The 16,131-nt window shown below is 71.9% G+C and carries 14 protein-coding genes and 1 pseudogene; 9 read left to right on the top strand and 6 right to left on the bottom strand.

Going from position 1 to position 16,131, the window contains the following annotated elements:
* The first annotated feature begins 10 nt into the window (after nt 1-10).
* The 7 genes and pseudogenes from AC067N_RS03970 to AC067N_RS03940 all read left to right on the top strand — a co-directional run bounded on the left by AC067N_RS03970 (nt 11) and on the right by AC067N_RS03940 (nt 5,243).
* Entirely contained in the window at nt 11-1,396 is a 1,386-nt protein-coding gene (locus AC067N_RS03970) for an MBL fold metallo-hydrolase (RefSeq protein ID WP_478677741.1), read from the top strand.
* Between the two features lie 88 nt (nt 1,397-1,484).
* Nucleotides 1,485-2,066 carry a rhodanese-like domain-containing protein gene (locus AC067N_RS03965; RefSeq protein ID WP_478677306.1) on the top strand — a complete coding sequence of 194 codons (582 nt, stop codon included), beginning with the start codon at nt 1,485-1,487 and terminating at the stop codon, nt 2,064-2,066.
* Nucleotides 2,063-2,917, top strand: a pseudogene (locus AC067N_RS03960) (sulfite exporter TauE/SafE family protein); the annotation flags it as partial. The gene AC067N_RS03965 and the pseudogene AC067N_RS03960, both read left to right, overlap by 4 nt.
* 32 nt (nt 2,918-2,949) lie before the next feature.
* Nucleotides 2,950-3,888 carry an aminotransferase class V-fold PLP-dependent enzyme gene (locus AC067N_RS03955; RefSeq protein WP_478677305.1) on the top strand — a complete coding sequence of 313 codons (939 nt, stop codon included), beginning with the start codon at nt 2,950-2,952 and terminating at the stop codon, nt 3,886-3,888.
* Nucleotides 3,889-3,929: 41 nt separating this feature from the next.
* Nucleotides 3,930-4,298, top strand: a complete 369-nt coding sequence (gene trxA, locus AC067N_RS03950) for a thioredoxin (RefSeq protein ID WP_478677304.1) — start codon at nt 3,930-3,932, stop codon at nt 4,296-4,298.
* Nucleotides 4,299-4,392: 94 nt separating this feature from the next.
* Nucleotides 4,393-4,680, top strand: coding sequence for a metal-sensitive transcriptional regulator (locus AC067N_RS03945; protein WP_327320250.1), 288 nt, complete (start codon nt 4,393-4,395; stop codon nt 4,678-4,680).
* Between the two features lie 86 nt (nt 4,681-4,766).
* Nucleotides 4,767-5,243, top strand: a complete 477-nt coding sequence (locus tag AC067N_RS03940) for a MerR family transcriptional regulator (RefSeq protein WP_478677303.1) — start codon at nt 4,767-4,769, stop codon at nt 5,241-5,243.
* Nucleotides 5,244-5,341: 98 nt separating this feature from the next.
* On the opposite strand, the gene AC067N_RS03935 is transcribed toward AC067N_RS03940, so the two are convergent.
* Together AC067N_RS03935 and AC067N_RS03930 are read right to left on the bottom strand one after the other, a co-directional pair.
* A complete protein-coding gene (locus AC067N_RS03935; RefSeq protein WP_478677302.1) occupies nt 5,342-5,674 on the bottom strand; it encodes a cupin domain-containing protein in 333 nt (110 codons plus the stop codon).
* 180 nt (nt 5,675-5,854) lie between these two features.
* On the bottom strand, nt 5,855-7,309 hold the full coding sequence (locus AC067N_RS03930; protein ID WP_478677301.1) for an amino acid permease: 1,455 nt from the start codon (nt 7,307-7,309) through the stop codon (nt 5,855-5,857).
* 702 nt (nt 7,310-8,011) lie between these two features.
* On the opposite strand from AC067N_RS03930, the gene AC067N_RS03925 reads away from it, so the two are divergent.
* The gene (locus AC067N_RS03925) at nt 8,012-8,746 is read left to right on the top strand and encodes a FadR/GntR family transcriptional regulator (protein WP_478677300.1); all 735 of its coding nucleotides are present in this window, start codon (nt 8,012-8,014) and stop codon (nt 8,744-8,746) included.
* Nucleotides 8,747-8,822: 76 nt separating this feature from the next.
* On the top strand, nt 8,823-10,292 hold the full coding sequence (locus AC067N_RS03920) for an APC family permease (protein WP_478677299.1): 1,470 nt from the start codon (nt 8,823-8,825) through the stop codon (nt 10,290-10,292).
* 602 nt (nt 10,293-10,894) lie between these two features.
* On the opposite strand, the gene AC067N_RS03915 is transcribed toward AC067N_RS03920, so the two are convergent.
* Genes AC067N_RS03915 through AC067N_RS03900 form a run of 4 tightly spaced genes read right to left on the bottom strand, consistent with a single transcriptional unit; the run spans nt 10,895 to nt 15,883 of the window.
* Nucleotides 10,895-12,529 (bottom strand): ABC transporter ATP-binding protein, encoded by a 1,635-nt coding sequence (locus AC067N_RS03915; RefSeq protein WP_478677298.1) that lies wholly within the window; start codon nt 12,527-12,529, stop codon nt 10,895-10,897.
* Nucleotides 12,526-13,341 carry an ABC transporter permease gene (locus tag AC067N_RS03910; protein ID WP_478677297.1) on the bottom strand — a complete coding sequence of 272 codons (816 nt, stop codon included), beginning with the start codon at nt 13,339-13,341 and terminating at the stop codon, nt 12,526-12,528. Before AC067N_RS03910 ends, AC067N_RS03915 begins: the two co-directional genes overlap by 4 nt.
* A complete protein-coding gene (locus AC067N_RS03905) occupies nt 13,338-14,363 on the bottom strand; it encodes an ABC transporter permease (RefSeq protein ID WP_478677296.1) in 1,026 nt (341 codons plus the stop codon). Before AC067N_RS03905 ends, AC067N_RS03910 begins: the two co-directional genes overlap by 4 nt.
* Nucleotides 14,348-15,883 (bottom strand): ABC transporter substrate-binding protein, encoded by a 1,536-nt coding sequence (locus AC067N_RS03900; protein WP_478677740.1) that lies wholly within the window; start codon nt 15,881-15,883, stop codon nt 14,348-14,350. Before AC067N_RS03900 ends, AC067N_RS03905 begins: the two co-directional genes overlap by 16 nt.
* Between the last annotated feature and the right edge of the window lie 248 nt (nt 15,884-16,131).

The following is a 16,131-nucleotide window of genomic DNA, read 5'->3' as shown; positions in this document are numbered from 1 at the left end:
GGTCCCCAAGATGTTCTTCGCCCAGTACTACCTCGACTGCCTCTCCCAGGCGTCGTACATGATCGCCGACGAGACCACCGGCAAGGCCGTCGTCGTCGACCCGCGCCGCGACGTGTCCGAGTACCTCGCCGACGCCGCCGAGCACGGTTTCACCATCGAGGCGGTCATCAACACCCACTTCCACGCCGACTTCCTCGCCGGCCACCTGGAGCTGGCCGACCGCACCGGCGCCTGGATCGGCTACGGACAGCGCGCGGAGGCCGAGTACCCCATCCACAAGTTGATCGACGGCGAACACATCACCCTCGGCGACGTCCAGCTGCAGATCCTCGAAACCCCGGGCCACACCCCGGAGTCGATCAGCGTCCTGGTGTACGAGCACGCCGACGACGCCGTCCCCTACGGCGTCCTCACGGGTGACGCGCTGTTCATCGGCGACGTCGGCCGCCCCGACCTGCTCGCCTCCATCGGCGTGACCGCCGACGAACTCGGCAAGATGCTTTACGAGACCATCCAGCACAAGCTGATGGGCCTTCCGGACGCGGTCCGGGTCTTCCCCGCGCACGGCGCCGGTTCCGCCTGCGGCAAGAACCTCTCCACCCAGCGCCAGTCCACCATCGGCGAGCAGCGTGCCACCAACTACGCCTGCCGCCCGATGAGCGAGGAGAGGTTCGTGGAGCTGGTGACCGAGGGACAGCCCTCCGCGCCCGCCTACTTCGTCTACGACGCCATCCTCAACCGCAAGGAACACGGCCTGTTCGACGCGGGCGCCGCACCCCGGCCGCTGTCGGTGGAGGAGTTCATGGAGCGGCGGGCGGCGGGGGCGGTCGTGGTCGACGCCCGCTCCCCGCAGGACTTCGCCGCCGGTCACCTGCGCGGCTCGGTCAACGTGCCCGCCGACGGCCGCTTCGCCGAACAGGCCGGCATGGTCGTCGCTCCCGAGCAGGACGTCGTCGTGGTCGCGCCCCAGGACCGCGAGGAAGAGATCGTCACCCGGCTCGCCCGCATCGGCTTCGACAGGGTCGGCGGCTACCTGCGCGAGCCCGAGGGCGCCTTCGTGGTCCTGGCCCACGAGATGGAGCAGGCCGGCCGACTGACCGCGGACGAACTGCGCCGGGAGCTGGACGGCGAGGAACCCCCGCTGGTCCTCGACGTGCGCAACAGCGCCGAGCGCGAAGAGGGCTTCATCGAGGGCTCCCTGCACATCCCACTGGCCGAACTCGCCCGCCGCGTTGACGAGATCCCCGCCGACCGGCCCCTGGCCGTGCACTGCGCGGGCGGCCACCGCTCCTCCATCGCCGCCAGCCTGCTGCGCCACAAGGGCCGCACCGACGTCTCCGACCTGCTCGGCGGCTACGGCGCCTGGCTCGCCCGGCCGGCCACGGCCGACGCCTGACCCACCCCACCCCGGGCGGCGGTCCCGAGGTCGCGGCCGCCGCCCACCCCCCATCAAGAGAGAGCTTCAAAGACAGCAAGGAACCCCGATGACCACCCACGCCGACAAACCACGACTCGATCCCGCCGCCCTACGCGACCTGACCCGGGACGGGGAAGGCCCGCGCCTGCTGGACGTGCGCACGCCCGGCGAGTTCCGCGCCGCCCACATCCCCGGCTCCTACAACGTCCCCCTCGACACCCTCCGCGAGCACCGCGCCGAACTGCGCCACCACCTCGACGAGGACGTCGTCCTCATCTGCCGCTCCGGCACCCGCGCCGCCCAGGCCGAACAGGCCCTCGCCGAAGCCGGACTGCCCAACCTGCGCGTCCTCGACGGCGGTGTCATGGCCTGGGAGACCGCCGGCGGCGCCCTCACCCGCGGCCCCGAACGCTGGGACCTGGAACGCCAGGTGCGCCTGGTCGCCGGCACCCTCGTCCTGATCACCGGCGTCGCGGGCCTGTTCCTGCCCGGCCTGCACCTGATCGGCACAGCCGTCGGCGCCGGGCTGACCGCCGCCGCGCTCACCAACACCTGCGCCATGGGCATGCTGCTGTCGAAGCTGCCCTACAACCGCGGCCCGCGCGCCGACATCGACACCGTCGTCGCCGCCCTGCGGAGCACGTCATGATCGCCGTGATCATCGCCGCGTCCCTGCTCATCGGGGTCAGCCTCGGCGTCCTGGGCGGTGGTGGGTCCATCCTGACCGTGCCCATCCTGGTCTACCTGGCCGGAATGGAGGCCAAGGAGGCCATCGCCACCTCGCTGTTCGTCGTCGGCGTCACCAGCGCCGCCGGCGTCGTCTCACACGCCCGCGCCGGACGCGTCCGCTGGCGCACCGGGCTGCTGTTCGGCCTGGCCGGCATGACCGGCGCCTACGCGGGCGGACGACTGGCCGAGTTCATCCCCGGCACCGTGCTGCTGCTCGCGTTCGCTCTCATGATGATCGCCACCGCCGGCGCCATGATCCGGGGGCGCAAGCGGCAGCCGAAAAAGGTCCACCACGAACTCCCCGTCCTGCACGTCCTGTTGGACGGCATCGTCGTCGGCCTGGTCACCGGGCTGGTCGGCGCGGGCGGCGGCTTCCTGGTCGTCCCCGCCCTCGCGCTGCTCGGCGGACTGCCGATGACCGTCGCCGTGGGCACCTCCCTGCTGGTCATCGCCATGAAGTCCTTCGCGGGGCTGACCGGTTACCTCGCCAGCGTGCACATCGACTGGGGGTTCGCGGCCCTCGTCACGGCGACCGCCGTCGCCGGCAGCCTGCTCGGCGGTCTGCTCGCCGGACGCATCCCGCAGGACGCGCTGCGCAAGTCCTTCGGCTGGTTCGTCGCCGTCATGGGCGTCTTCGTCCTCGGCCAACAGATCAGCCCCGACCTGCGCCACACACTGCTGACCAGCCCCTGGACCTGGGCCTCCCTGGCCTCGGCCGCGGGGATCGTGTTCAGCTGGTACATGTTGCGTGGCTCCGACGGACGAACGCCGATGGGGGTCCCCCCGCGCGAGCAAGGCCGAGCGTGGGTTACGGCACTCCGGGTGTCCTCGTCGTACGGCGTGAGCTGGTCCGCAATCGGGTGCCCACCGCGCCCGGCGGCGGCACCGTCGCCTTCGTCGACCCGCTCGGCCACCGCTATCTCGACGACGCGGTGGCACGTGAGGAGGGTGGCACCCCGGCCATCGTCGAGTCCATCCGCGCCGGTCTGGTCTTCGCCCTGAAACAGGCCGTCGGTACCGACACGATCCAGGCCGCCGAGGAGGGCCACTGGCGGCAGGCGCTGGCCCGCTGGGACACCAACCCGCGCATCGAGATCCTCGGCGACCACCACGCCCGGCGGCTGTCCATCATCTCCTTCCGCATCCGCCATGGGGCACGCTCCTACCTGCACCACAACTTTGTCGTCGCCCTGCTGAACGACCTGCTCGGCGTCCAGGCCCGCGGTGGCTGTTCGTGTGCCGGACCGTACGGCCACCGCCTGCTCGCCATCGACGCGGCCACCTCGCACGCCCTGCTCGACGAGGTCGTCCACGGCTTCGACGGCATCAAACCCGGCTGGACCCGCGTCAACTTCAACTACTTCATCAGCGACACGGTCCGCGACTACCTCATCGACGCCGTCGACCTGATCGCCACCCATGGCCACCGGCTCCTGCCCGAATACCGCTTCGACCCGCACACCGGGCAGTGGCACCACCACGCCGACGCCGCCGATCCCCCACTGCGGCTGACCGACGTGCGCTTCACCGCCGACGGGCGCCTCACCGCGCCGGCCGTCCGCCACCACCGGCTGGGCGAGGAGGCACTGCCCGGTCAGCTCGACCGCGCACGCAAGGTGCTGGCCTCTCGTTCCGACCGCCTGGACGACGCCCCCACCGGGCTGCCGGCCGACTTCGAGCGCATGCGCTGGTTCCCGCTGCCGCCCGTCTGCCTGGAACAAACCCGGACCGGCACCGGTTGAAACGGATACCCCACCGGGTATATGAGAGGAGACCGGAAGCCATGCCCACCGTGGAACTGACCAAGGACAACTTCGAGGAGACCGTCACCGGCTCGGAGATCGTGCTGATCGACTTCTGGGCGGCCTGGTGCGGACCGTGCCGGATGTTCGGCCCCGTCTACGAGAAGGCCGCCGCACGCCACCCCGACATCGTCTTCGGCAAGGTCGACACCGAGGCACAGCCCGAACTCGCCGCCGCCTTCCAGATCTCTTCCATCCCCACCCTGATGGCCGTTCGCGACCGGACCGTGCTGTACTCACAACCGGGCGCACTGCCGCCGCAGGCACTGGAGGAGCTCATCGGCAAGCTCCGGGCCGTCGACATGGAGGACGTGCGCCGACGGGCCGCCGACCCGGCGGGGGCGAACTGACGGCCGAGGGCACCCATGGAGTCTCCACGGGTGCCCTCAGCCGTCCCGAACCGGGACATACAGTACCCTTAGGGGTATTTCTTGAGGAGTGATCGTGGAACTGGAGCTCGAGGGTGCGGACCTGAAGGCCGTGCTGAACCGCCTGCGCCGCGCGCAGGGTCAGATCTCCGGTGTGATCCGGATGATCGAAGAGGGACGGGACTGCGAGGACGTCGTCACGCAGCTCGCCGCCGCTTCACGTGCTCTCGACCGGGCCGGTTTCGCGATCATCGCGACCGGCTTGCAGCAGTGCGTGGCGGACATCGACTCCGGTCGGAAGAACGGTGAGGACACGGACGCGATGCGCGCCCGGTTGGAGAAACTGTTCCTGTCCTTGGCATAGGGCCCGGCCGGGTCACAGTGCTCGCCGGGCCTGAGGGCTCGTCGGGCCTGAGGGCGTCGGCGCATCACACCACCGGGTCGGTCGACATGAGGCGCGGCCCCCGTCAGCAGCACCAGGGCGAAGATCCGTTGAAGCCCTGCAACGTGGTCGTCCGCCGTGACGGCGACCGCACCGCCGTACAGGCCCTCGACCCGAACACGGAGCAGGGGCTGATCGTCCCGGACCGGGGCGCGAACGGGTATCGGGAGTACGACGACCGCTACGTGGACAGGGTCAACCAAATCCGTGGCCTGCTGGATGCGGGGCTCCCCACCCGCATCATCAAGCAGATCCTTCCGTGCCTGGACAAACCTCGATCGATCCACTTCCCCGATGCAACACCGGAGATGCTGGCCTTGCTGGCCGCCGAGCGGGACCGGCTCACCGAGCGGATCGACGTACTCATCCGCAACCGTGACGCGATGAGCGAGTACCTGGCCGAAGTCGGACAATGCCGGGCGCCGGCGCCCGGCAGCTCTCACGGAACACCGAACTCCCCGTCGGGGGTGTCGGCAACGTCATGACCCAGGCTGGTCCGGGCGTCGATGACGTCGCCGGCGGGCCTGCCGAAGGTGCTCCGGGCGAGTTCGTTCAGAAGAGCGGTACGGCGCCGCCCGGCGTCTCAGCCGGCGGCCACGAAGAGCTTCCTCAGCGGCGAGCGGACCTCCCACTCGGTCCGTTCCCCCGCGTGCAGACGCACGACGACCCCGGGGGTCAGTTCGACACTCTCCCCGGTTTCGAAGCGCACGGTCGCGTCTCCCTCGAGTACGACGAAGATCTCGTCGACCTCGATGTCGCGCACCGTACCGACCGTCAGGGCCCACAGGCCGAATTCCGTGCCGCCGACCTCCCCCAGAGTTCTCGCGGACGCAGCCGGGCGTCCCGCGAGAACGTCCTCCTCCTTCAGCGGCAGGGGGGCGAGCTCCACCTCGTGTGCGTTGACGCAGCGGTCCATCAGGGCACCCTCCTCGGGTTCACGATCTGCCGCCCATGGTGCCGCAACAGGCACCAGTCGATCACAGGGCCGGCCGTCGGAGCCGGGCGGCGGAGCGGCACGGGTCCGGCCGGGGGACATCGGTGTGGCGTCCCCCGGCCGTCGGCAGTGGTTCGTCCGTCGGGGATTACGGGACAACCCTCAGGAGGAGATCCCGGCGTCGCGCGAGCGATTGCGGCGCAGGCGGTCGCGGAGCAGTGCGACCGCGACCACGCCCACGGCCACCAGGGTGGACAGGACCACCTGGTCGCGGCCGCCGCCGTCGGCGGTGTCGGTGAGCATGTAGCCCAGGACGAATGTGATCATCGCGATGGTGGCCCAGGTCAGGTACGGGTAGAGCCACATCCTGACGACCAGCCTGTCCGGCGTCTCCCGCTGGATGATCTTGCGCATCCGCAGCTGGGAGAAGCAGATCACCAGCCAGACGAACAGGGCGATCGCGCCGGAGGAGTTGAGCAGGAACTGGAAGACCGTGTCCGGCCACAGGTAGTTGAAGGCGACCGCGACGAAGCCGAAGACCACCGAGGCCAGGATGGCCGTCCGCGGTACCCCGCGCCCGGTGGTGCGGGCGAACGGAGCCGGGGCGTCGCTGCGGCGGCCGAGCGAGAACGCCATCCGGGACGCCGTGTAGAGGCCGGAGTTGAGGCAGGACAGCACCGAGGTGAGCACGATGGCGTTCATGATCTGGCCGGCGTGCGGGATACCGATGGAGTCCAGCGCGGCCACGTACGAGCCGTCCTTGAGGATCGCCGGGTCGTCCCAGCGCAGCAGGGACACCACCACCAGGATCGAGCCCAGGTAGAACACCGCGATCCGCCAGATCACGCTGTTGGTGGCCTTGGTGACCGCGGCCCGCGGGTTCTCGGTCTCGCCGGCGGCCAGAGTGACGATCTCACTGCCCATGAACGAGAAGACGACCATCAGGATGCCCGTGAGGATCGCCCCTGGGCCATGGGGCAGGAATCCGCCGTGCCCGGTGAGGTTGGACAGGCCCGTCGCCGGGTGGTCCGAGCCGGGCAGCAGGCCGAAGACCGCGAGTCCGCCGACCACGATGAACGCGGCGATGGCGACGACCTTGATCCCGGCGAACCAGAACTCGAACTCGCCGTAGGAGCCGACCGAGCCGAGGTTGGTCGCGGTGAGCACGACCATGACGATCAGGGCCCAGCCCCACTGCGGGACGCCGGGGATCCACCCGGTGAGGATCTTGGCGCCGGCGGTCGCCTCCACGGCGAGCACCACGACCCAGAAGAACCAGTACAGCCAGCCGATGGTGAAGCCGGCCCAGCGGCCGAGCGCCCGGTCGGCGTAGGCGGAGAACGAGCCGGAGGTGGGGTTGGCGGCGGCCATCTCGCCGAGCATCCGCATCACGAGGACGACGAGGGCGCCGACCAGCGCGTACGAGATGAGGATTCCGGGGCCCGCGGCGGCGATGCCCGAGCCGGAGCCGACGAACAGGCCGGCGCCGATGACACCGCCGATCGCGATCATCGACAGATGGCGGTTCTTCAGCCCGGCCTGCAGGCCGGATCCTTCTGAGGCGCCGTCCGGGGCGGTTGCCTGATCGAGGGTGGAGACAGGGGGACGTGTTGTCATCACGACATCCAGTGGCAGACGGGGACGAGGGAGGGTTCCGGCGGGATCGGTCGGGGTCGCCGCATGGATTCCGCGGGCGGGCGTGGGAGGTGCCGGGCGAAGACGAGGGTGGCGATCACGGTCGCGGGAAGGGCATGGTGGACCGCGGCCCCCCGACCCGGTGGCTGCCGGACCGGTCGTGCCGGTGGCGGTCAGGAAAATAGTTCACCGCGATCTAAAAAAACAAGGGGTCCCGTCGCGCCCGCTGCCCGGCACCCGAGCGTGGCCCCCCAGGGCATGCCACCCCCGGAAAGGCCCCCACGCGCCACCGAGGGAGCCCGAAGAGGCCCTCTTCGGGGAGCGAATTACCTGCTCAGGGCCGTCACGGCGGGGGTATCGACCGGACCGCCTCCGTCGGTTCCACGACCGGTCGCGGCAAGGTCTTGTTTAACTGTTCACCTTGCTCTAATTTTTTCTGCAGCGCGGTCCGTCACCCCGTCGCGATGCCTTGCGCCGTGCCGTCCCCCGGCTGTTCCGAGCCCTCCGTCCCCTGCTCCTCCCCTCCCTCGCCCTGGAGCCCCGATGCACCGCACCGCCGCCTCGTCGCGGGAACCACCCCCGGTCCTCCCCGCTCACCGGGATCGCCCGACACCGGCCCCGGTCGGCCGGACCAGGTCTCGCGCCGGGCCCCGACCGCGGTCGGCAGGCCGTTAGGGTGGCGCCGTGGTGAACGCAGCGGGCAAGTTCGGGCCCTACAACCAGGCGGGCCCCGCTCCTACGACATCGGCCATCGGCGTGGGACACGCCCGCGCGCTGCCCCTCGGCGGCCAGAGCGGATCCGATCTCGTACGGTCACGGATCGCACTGCGGATACGCCTGCGAGCGGTGCGGCCTGGCGACCGGCTGCCCGACACCGGTGTCCTCGCCGAGGAACTGGGGATCAGTGAGATCACCGTGCGCCGCGCGCTGGAGGGCATGTGCCAGGACGGTCTGCTCGACCGCCGGCGCGGACGGTCGGGCGGAACCTTCGTCGCGCACGGCTGGGACACCGTCGTCGCCCTGACGCACGACGCCGCGGAGGCGGCCTCGCTGGACGCCTTCCATCTGCTGCTGGAGTGCGGTCTTGTGGCGCACGGTGCGGGAGAGGTACCGGCCGAGCGGCTGGACGGGCTGCGCGCACTGGTCGGGGACATGGACCGGAGCGACGACCCCACGCACCTGGCCGAGCTGGAGACCCGCTTCCACCTGGACCTCGCCGAGGTGCTCGGCGGTCCCGGCATCCGCGAGTTCGCAGCCGACCTGCTCGGCCGCCTGTGTCTGCTGCTGCCCGCACCGCGGCCCGAGGTGGTACGGGCGCGGAACGGCTGCCACGCCGAACTGCTCACCGAACTGGGGCGGGGCGCCACCGATCCGGCCGTGCGGGCGGTGAAGGCACACCGGCATTCCGGGCACGGCTGACGCCCGGTCCGCACCGCCTGCCCCTCGACACCCCGCGCACCCACCACGCCACCACACCGCACGAGGAGTTGCCGCCATGCCCCACCCCGGAGCCGGTCCGCTGTCCCCGCCGGGTCCCGCCGGCGGCGCGCCACAGCGGCTGCGCGGCGGTGTCCTCGGCATGGCGGACATCGCCGCCGCCACCATGGCCAACGTCGGCCCGGCCATGAGCTTCTTCTTCGGTTTCGCCTTCCTTGCCACCACCGCGGGCGTGGCCTCGCCCCTGACCATCGCGGCCGCGGGCATCGCGGTGGCGCTCCTCGGCAACACGCTGGCCGAGTTCTCCAGGGCGCACCCCTCGGCCGGCAGCTTCATCACCTTCGTCGGCAGGACGTTCGGACCGGTCAGCGCGGTGACCACGGCGCTGCTGGCGGCGGTGGGCTACATCATCGCGATGGCCGGCGTCGTCTCGATCTCCGGCGGGTTCGTGCAGATCACCCTGCACCACTACACCGGCGTGGACCTGCCGTGGATCATCTGGACGCTGCTGCTGACCGGGCTGGCGGTGGTGCTGATGCTGCGCGGGGTGGTGGTCTCCACCAAGTGGGCCGGCTACTTCTTCGGCGCCGAGATGCTGGTGCTGGTGGTGGTCTCGGTGGCGGCGCTGGTGGAACACCGGGGCGCGCTGTCCTTCGACCCGTTCCTGCCGAACCACATCAGCGACGGGTTCAAGGGGCTGGCGGCGGGCTTCCCGCTGGCGGTGTACCTGTTCATCGGCTGGGAGAACTCGGCGGCACTCGCCGAGGAGACGGAGAACCCCCGGCGCAACGTCGGCCGCGCGGTGTTCTCCTCCGTGGTGATCATGACGGTGAGCTACATTCTCTTCGCCTACGCCACGGTGACCGGCTTCGGCTACGACGTGACCAGGCTCGGGAACTCCCGGATCCCCTTCATCGAGGTGGCCCACGACACCCTCGGTGTGCTCGCGTTCCTGGCCTATCTCGGAGGTCTGACCTCCACCCTCGGCGTGCTGATCGCGGGCATCAACTCCCAGGCCCGCCTGGTGTTCAACGCCGGACGCGAGGGTCTGCTGCCCGCGTTCTTCGGCTATGTGCACCCCACCCGCCGCACGCCGAACAACGCGATCGTCACCTTCACCGCCATCGCGTTGCTGATCATCGGCGGCTGGGGCCTGGGCCATCTGCTGGGCCCGGGCGGCGGCCCGATGAACCCGGTGGTCTTCTTCACCGAGTCCTCGACGCTCGGCGCCATCCTGATCCTGCTGGTCTACCTGGCGTCCAACATCGCCCTGCCGCTGTACTACCGCAGGTACCGCCCGCAGGAGTTCCGGGTGGTCCGCCACCTTCTCCTGCCCGTGCTCGGCACGGTGGCCATCCTGGTCCCGCTGTACTACCTCGCCAAGCCGGGACAGCCCGCGCCGTACAACTGGTTCCCCTACGCGGCGATCGCCACGCTGCTCGCCGCCGTCTGCTATGCGGCCCTCCTGGTCCGCCGCGATCCGGCGCTGGCCGAGCGCGTCGGCTCGATCGTCGCCGACGCCGACTGAGCGGCACGACCGGCGAGCACGCGGAGCGCCGTGCGGCGCCGTGGGGCGGCGGGCAGGGAGTGGCCGGCGCTCTCTCCCCGCGTCGACGGCGGACCGGCTCCGTCTGGTCGGCCGGTCACGCGCAGGGGGCGTCAGCGCGTCCCGCCGTGGAGGTGCCGTGGTGACGGGTCGAGGCGCAGTGCGTGGGCTTGGCGGCGCACGCGGCGGCCGGGATGCTCGTACGGCCGGAAGGGACCGGCCGGAGCCGGCGAGCGCGGCGACCCGGCGGAAGACGGCACGCTCGGCGACCCGGCCGGCGCCGTCGGTGTGCGGGGGCCGCGGTACCGCCGCCCCTCGCGCTGGGCATGGGCACCGCCTCGGCCGGCACCCGCGCCATGACGACGCGCTTCCCCGCCGCGGGGGACGACGAGCGGCGTCACGGTGCCCAAACCCCGAACCGCACCCTCGCACGGGGCGGAGTCACCGGCTCCGCCCGGGGCACGGGGGTGAGCGGAGGAAGGCGCCGGCGGGCGGCGGGTGTCGGCCGGTCGCGGAGTCGGGCATCCGGCATGCCCGCCGCGCCGCGTCCGCCGGTTCGAGGTCGACGACCACCGCCGGGTACGTCATGTCATCCCCGCCGGTGTCCGCAGGAGCGCTCGCGTCGCCGCATGGTTCGGCGCGGTGAAGACCGTGGCCGTGGGGCCCGACTCGACGCCGCGGCCCGCGTCGAGGACGGTGACCGTGTCGGTGCGTTCGGCGATCAGCGGGAGATCGTGGCTGATGAGGACGAGGGCCGTGCCGCGCTCCTCGCGTAGCCGGGCCAGCAGGTCCATGATCGACTCCGCGGTGGCGGAGTCCAGCGCCGAGGTCACCTCGTCGCAGATCAGTACGTCCGGGTCGGCCGCCAGTGCCCTCGCGACGGCCACGCGCTGGCGCTGTCCGCCGGACAGCTCGTGCGGGTAGCGGGAGGTGAACTCGGCGGGCAGCCCGACCTGTCCGAGCAGGTCCGCCACCCGGGCCGGCACCTCACCGGACGTACAGCGCCGGTGCAGTCGCAGCGGCCTGCCGATCGCGGCGCCGACGGTGCGGCTGGGGTTGAGCGCGCCGAGCGGGTTCTGGGTGACCAGCTGGACGCGGCGGCGCTGTTCGCGGCTGCGGCCGCGCAGGCCGGTGCTCAGCGGTGCCCCGTCGAGACGGATGGTGCCGGCGGTGATCGGTTGCAGCCCGACCACGGCACGGACGAGGGTGGTCTTGCCGGAGCCCGAGGCGCCGACGATGCCGGTCGCCGATCCGGGGGCGACGGTCAGGGAGACGCCGTCCAGCGTGGGGACGTCCGAGCGCCGGCCGAAGACCACGCGCAGGCCGCGCACGTCGAGCACGGGTGTGTCCGCCGGCGAGGTGCCGGGCGCCCGGCGCCTCGGCCGGTCCCCGACCGGGTCCCCGGCCCGGTCCTCGGTCGGGTCCTCGGCCCGGTCCTCGGTCGGGTTCGCCGCCGGGTCGCCGGCCACGGCGTCGCCCGGGCGGGGCGGACGGGGCCGGGGGACCCTCGCCCGGAGTTCCACCACCTCGTCCGCGATCCGCTCGACGAGTTCGGGGTCGTGGCAGGAGAGCGCGACGGCCAGCTGGTGCTCGCTGGCGAGATGCTGCAACAACTCGCCGATCTCGTCGCGGAGTTCGGGGTGCAGACCGGCGGTGGGCTCGTCGAGGAGGAGGATCCGGGGGCGGCGGGCCAGGGCGCGGGCGAGGGCCACCCGGCGCTGCTGACCGCCGGACAGTGCCGCCGGCCGCCGGGTCGCGAGGCCGCCGGCCGCCGGGAGCCGCACCTCTTCGAGGAGTGCCCGCACCGCTTCCGGGGTGCGGTCGTCGCTGAGTTCACGCAGCAGGGAGCGGACCCGCATCCGGGGGTTGAGCCCCGAGCCGGGGTCCTGGCCGACGTAGGCGAGGCGCTGGCGGCGCAGGGCTCGCAGCTCCCGCTCGGACAGGGCGAACACGTCGCGGCCGAGGACGTCCACGCGCCCGGCCGTGCGCTCGGTGCCGGGGGGCAGGAGTCCGGTGAGGGCGCGCAGCAGTGTGGTCTTGCCCGAGCCGGAGGGGCCGGTGAGGGCCGTCAGCCGGCCCGGTCGCAGGGTGAGCCGGGCGTCCCGGAGCAGGATCCGCCCGTCGTGGGCGGCCACGGTGAGGTCGGACACCCGGGCCGCGGGGGTGGCGGGGGACGCGGCAAGGCCGTCCTTCCGGTACCGCTCGGGTGTGTGGCTCACAGGACGGTCACCGCCTTCCGGCCGGTCTGGGGTGTGAGGGCGGACGCCGCGAGGTTGACGCAGAGGGCGAGCAGACCGATGGCGAGGCTGGGGGCGACCACGGACCAGGGGTTGAGGAGGATGCCGGAGGAGTTCTCACGGATCATCAGCGCCCAGTCCGCGGCCGGGGGTTGGGGCCCCACCTGGAGGAATCCGGCGGTGGCTACCAGGTAGACGGCGGCGACGAAACGCAGCCCGAAGAGGGCGAGCAGGGTGGCCCGCAGGTTGGGCAGGACCTCGCGCAGCACGAGGTGCCACAGCCGTTCGCCGCCCGCCGCGGCGGCCTCGACATAGCCGGAGGCGGCCACCGGGGCCGCCGCGCCGGCCACGAGCCGTACGGCGTACGGCACGCCGAGGACGACGGCGGCGGCGATCACGGCGAGCCGGCCGCCGTCCGGCCAGGACAGGGTGACCAGGAGGATGCCGAGCACGGCGGGCAACAGCATCAGCACGTCGGCGGTCCGCTCCACCAGCCGCCCGACGCGGGGGCGCAGGGCGCCGATCGCGCCGAGCACCGCGGCGCCGCCGGTGACCAGCGCGGCGACGAGCAGCGAGGAGAGGACCAGCTCCCGCCCGCCGGCCAGCAACCTGCTCAGTACGTCCCGGCCCAGCTGGTCACCGCCGAGCAGGGCGTCTCCGCCGGGTTCCGCGTACGGCGCGGCGACCGGCGCGTCGATGGGGTGGGGGGCGAGCCAGGGCCCGGCCAGCGCGAGGCAGACCAGCAGCAGCGCGGGCACCACACGGAGGGCGAGCGCCCGGGTGCGGGGGTTCATCGGCGTACTCCCGCCGTGATGTTCCGGACCAGGTCGGCGAGGAGCAGGACGCCCGTGATGACCGCGCCCGACAGGACCGTCACTCCGGCGATGACGGGGCTGTCGCGGTCGGCCACGGCGGAGGCCAGGACCGACCCGATCCCGGGGTGGTTGAAGATGGTCTCGACCACGACCGCGCCGCCGAGGAGCATGCCGGTGGAGGTCGCGAGGCCGGCGGTGATGGTGGGCAGCGCGCCGGGCAGGACGTGGTGGGTGAGGACGCGGTGCGGGGGGAGGCCGTCGAGGACGGCGGTCTCCACATGGGGGGCGCGGGCCTCGTCGGCGAGGGCGGCGCGGACGATGCGTACGTTCCAGCCGGCCTGCGGGACGGTCAGGGCGAGCACGGGCAGGATCAGCATGGTCCAGTCGGCGGGGGTCCCGTCGGCGTCGGTGAGGGTGACCGCGGGCAGCCAGCCCGTCCACAGCGAGAGCGCCAGGACGAGGACGACGGCGACGACGAACTCGGGCAGGGCGAGGACCGCGGTGGCGGTGCCGGAGACGGCGCGGTCGGCGCGTCCGCCGGGCCGGAGCGCGGCCCAGCAGCCGAGGGCGAGGGAGACCACGGCGGTCAGCAGCAGCGCGAGTCCGCCGAGCAGCAGGGTGTTGGGGAACGCCGAGGACAGCAGGTCGCTCACCTTCTCGCCGCGCGCCGACACCCCCAGGTCCCCGGTGGGCAGCCCGCCCATCCAGTCCCAGAACCGTTCCAGGACCGGCCGGTCGAGGCCCAGCAGTCTCCGTCGGGCCGCGGTGTCGGCGGCGCTCTCCCCGCGCTCGGAGGTGGCGTCGGCGGCGTCGCCCGGCAGCAGTTCGACGGTGCCGAAGACCAGGGCCAGGAGCACCGCGAGCAGCATCGCCCGTTTCAGTACGACGAGTCCGAGCCGGGCGGCGCGCAGCGGGAGGGGGGCACGCGATCGCCGGGCCTTCTCCGTCTCGGGAGAGGGCCCGGCGGGTGCGGCCGTGTCAGCGGTCAACGGGCCAGCCATGCCCGCTCGAGCCGGACCCGTCCGTAACCGGGCAGCGTGGGCAGCCCGTGGACCTTGGGGCCGGCGAGGTCGATGCCGTCGGCCATGCCCCAGAGCAGGTAGCCGGAGCTCTCGTGCTCGATCTGCTGGAGTCGCTTCAGCAGTGCGGTGCGCTCGCCCGCGTCGGCGGTGCCGATGGCCTTCCGGTACGCCGTGTCGAAGTCCTTGTCCTTCCAGCCGGCCTCGTTGGTGCCGCTGTCGGAGACCATGGTCTTGCTGGCGAAGAAGACCACCGAGTCGTTGGTGCCCCAGTAGGTGGTGTAGAGGTCGGCCTTGAGCCAGGTCCTGTCCCAGAAGGTGGCCGACTCCTGCTTGACGACCTTCACCTTCACGCCGGCCTCGCGGACCTGGGTGGCGAACAGGGTGGCCGACTCGGCGAGGCCGGCGATGTCCTCGGTGGTGTACAGCTCGTACGTCCTGGACGTGTCGAACTTCGCCTCCTTGAGCAGTGCCCTGGCCTTGGCGAGGTCACGGGTGCGCTGCGGGATGCTCTTGTCGTAGGCCGGGTCGCCGGTGCCGAGGATGTCGTTGGCGACGGTGCCGTAGCCGGACAGGACCTGCTTGACCATGGCCTCGCGGTCGACGGCCAGGCGCAGCGCCTCGCGGACCTTCGCGTCGGCGAACGGGCCGTCGGCGGTGCGCAGGACGACGGGCATCGCCATGTCGTTGGGGCGGCGGACGGTCTTGACGTCCTTGCGGCTCTCGGCCGTGCGGGCCGCGACGGCGCCGACGTTGGAGGCGAGGTCGATCTGGCCGGCGAGCAGGGCGCTCGCCATGGCCTGCGGGCTCTCGAAGATCTTGACCTCGATGGCGTCGAGGTGCACGTCGCCGCCGTACCAGTCGTCGTTGCGGACCAGGCGGGCGTTGCCGCCGCGGAACCAGTCGAGCTTGAAGGGGCCGGTGCCGGGGGCCTTGGCGATGTCCTTGTCGGTGGTGCCCTCGGGGACGACGAAGGTGGTGAGGCGGACCAGGAGCGGCAGTTCGGCGTTGGCGTAGTCGGAGACGATCACGACGGTGTCGGTGCCGTCGGCGGAGATGTTCTTCTCCTGGATGCCGGGCAGCCGGGAGGCACCCGCGGGGGTGGCGCGCAGCCGCTTGAGCGAGAAGACGACGTCCACGGCGGTGACCGGTGAACCGTCGTGGAACTTCGCGCCCTTGGCGATCGTGAACCGCCAGGTCTTCAGGTCGTCCGAGGCCTTCCAGCTCGCGGCGAGGCGCGGCTCGGTGTTGGGCCTGGCGCCGGGGACGGTCAGGGTGTCGTAGATCAGGCTGAGGATGAGGTAGTCGCTCTCGTTGGCCTGGCTGCCGTGGGGGTCACGGGTGATGGCGCCGGCCCTGCCGAGGGCGCCGACCCGCAGGGTGCCGCCCTTGACGGGTTCGGCCGAACCGCCGTCGGCGGATGCGTTCGGCTCCTCGTCGCCGCCTCCACCGCAAGCGGTGAGCAGGGCGCCCGTACCGATGGCGCCGCCGAGCCAGAGCATGTGACGTCGCGTCAGCTCCACGTGTTCCTCGTTTTCCCGCAGTTGACCGAGATTTGCTTAGCCTTACCTACCTTGCGCAACTCCCTTGTGACAAGACCGACTTCACGTGATCTAGATCGTACTTAGGTAAGCCTTGCCTGAAAACTGGGGCCTGGCTATGTTTCACAGGGATTCCGGCACCGCACCGACCACGCGGCCCGCTCCGGAATGCCTTCTTCCCCATGCCCGTAGACCACTGCACCGCGCCC

The sequence above is a fragment of the Streptomyces sp. NPDC042364 genome (assembly GCF_056437585.1).
The sequence above is the reverse complement of the archived record's forward strand: the minus strand, read 5'-3'. Positions and strand labels throughout refer to the sequence as shown.

What these genes read in the sequence shown, in the direction of transcription:
- AC067N_RS03910 (WP_478677297.1), bottom strand. Translation starts at nt 13,341, where the DNA reads ATGAACCCCCGCACCCGGGCGCTCGCCCTCCGTGTGGTGCCCGCGCTG.
- trxA (WP_478677304.1), top strand. Translation starts at nt 3,930, where the DNA reads ATGCCCACCGTGGAACTGACCAAGGACAACTTCGAGGAGACCGTCACC.
- AC067N_RS03900 (WP_478677740.1), bottom strand. Translation starts at nt 15,883, where the DNA reads ATGCTCTGGCTCGGCGGCGCCATCGGTACGGGCGCCCTGCTCACCGCT.
- AC067N_RS03905 (WP_478677296.1), bottom strand. Translation starts at nt 14,363, where the DNA reads ATGGCTGGCCCGTTGACCGCTGACACGGCCGCACCCGCCGGGCCCTCT.
- AC067N_RS03935 (WP_478677302.1), bottom strand. Translation starts at nt 5,674, where the DNA reads ATGGACCGCTGCGTCAACGCACACGAGGTGGAGCTCGCCCCCCTGCCG.
- AC067N_RS03940 (WP_478677303.1), top strand. Translation starts at nt 4,767, where the DNA reads ATGAGGCGCGGCCCCCGTCAGCAGCACCAGGGCGAAGATCCGTTGAAG.
- AC067N_RS03970 (WP_478677741.1), top strand. Translation starts at nt 11, where the DNA reads ATGTTCTTCGCCCAGTACTACCTCGACTGCCTCTCCCAGGCGTCGTAC.
- AC067N_RS03930 (WP_478677301.1), bottom strand. Translation starts at nt 7,309, where the DNA reads ATGACAACACGTCCCCCTGTCTCCACCCTCGATCAGGCAACCGCCCCG.
- AC067N_RS03920 (WP_478677299.1), top strand. Translation starts at nt 8,823, where the DNA reads ATGCCCCACCCCGGAGCCGGTCCGCTGTCCCCGCCGGGTCCCGCCGGC.
- AC067N_RS03965 (WP_478677306.1), top strand. Translation starts at nt 1,485, where the DNA reads ATGACCACCCACGCCGACAAACCACGACTCGATCCCGCCGCCCTACGC.